The organism is Halopseudomonas sp. Lyrl_26 (assembly GCF_051948695.1).
Classification (GTDB): Bacteria; Pseudomonadota; Gammaproteobacteria; order Pseudomonadales; family Pseudomonadaceae; genus Halopseudomonas; species Halopseudomonas formosensis.
This window is the reverse complement of sequence record NZ_JAYJLH010000035.1, coordinates 1-848: the sequence shown is the minus strand read 5'-3', so window position 1 is coordinate 848 and position 848 is coordinate 1. Positions and strand designations below refer to the sequence as shown.

At 58.6% G+C, this 848-nt stretch carries 1 protein-coding gene; it reads right to left on the bottom strand.

The window, feature by feature from the left end; genetic code table 11:
- A partial coding sequence (locus VF673_RS14985) for a GLUG motif-containing protein (protein WP_440292522.1) occupies window positions 1-848 on the bottom strand: 848 nt, incomplete at both ends.

Genomic DNA, 848 nt, shown 5'->3' with positions numbered 1-848 from the left:
ATTGATGTTCTGCAACTGGTGCCAGTTGGTGATGGTCCAGGGAGCGGTGTCTGTGCCCCAGCCGCTGTCGAACAGCGTTTCATTGCTGACGACAATATCTTCTTCGCGGGTGACGCCGATCAGGTACGGCAGCCCGCCCAGGGCGTAGCCTTCGTACTCTGCGCCATCGACAAAGCCCCAGACGGAATCATCCCAGCCTGCGAAGGTGTCCCGGTTCATCAGCTCAGCCCAGGTGCGGCCTGTGCCGCCGGAACTGTGGGTGTGATCCCCGGTGATATTGTTGTTATCGTTGTCGGTGGTAGCGTAAAAGCTGTTGGTGTTAGTGCCACTATACAGAGAACCGACCAGGCCGCCGACAGAGCTGTTTCCATTCACCGCACCGGTGGCATAGGACTGGATGATACCGCCGATCCACTGATAACCGACCAGGCCGCCGACATTGTTGGTTCCATTCACCGCACCGGTGGCATAGGACTGGCTGATACGGGCGGTGCTAGACTGATGACCGACTAGGCCGCCTACATGAATAGTGCCAGTTACCGCGCCCGTAGCATAGGACTCGCTGATACTGCTGCTCAGCTGCACACCGACCAGGCCGCCGACAGAGATGTTTCCATTCACCGCACCGGTGGCATAGGACTGGCTGATACCGCCGGTCCACTGATAACCGGCCAGGCCGCCGACCTGGTTCTGCCCGGTAATATCGATATTTTCCAGCCCCACATGGCGCAGGGTGGCGGTATCGGTGTAGCCAAACAGCCCGACATAGTTGGTAGTCTCGCGGTCAATAAACAGATCGCTGATCACATGGCCCAGGCCATCGAAGGTGCCAGTGAAGCGGTTGCTGT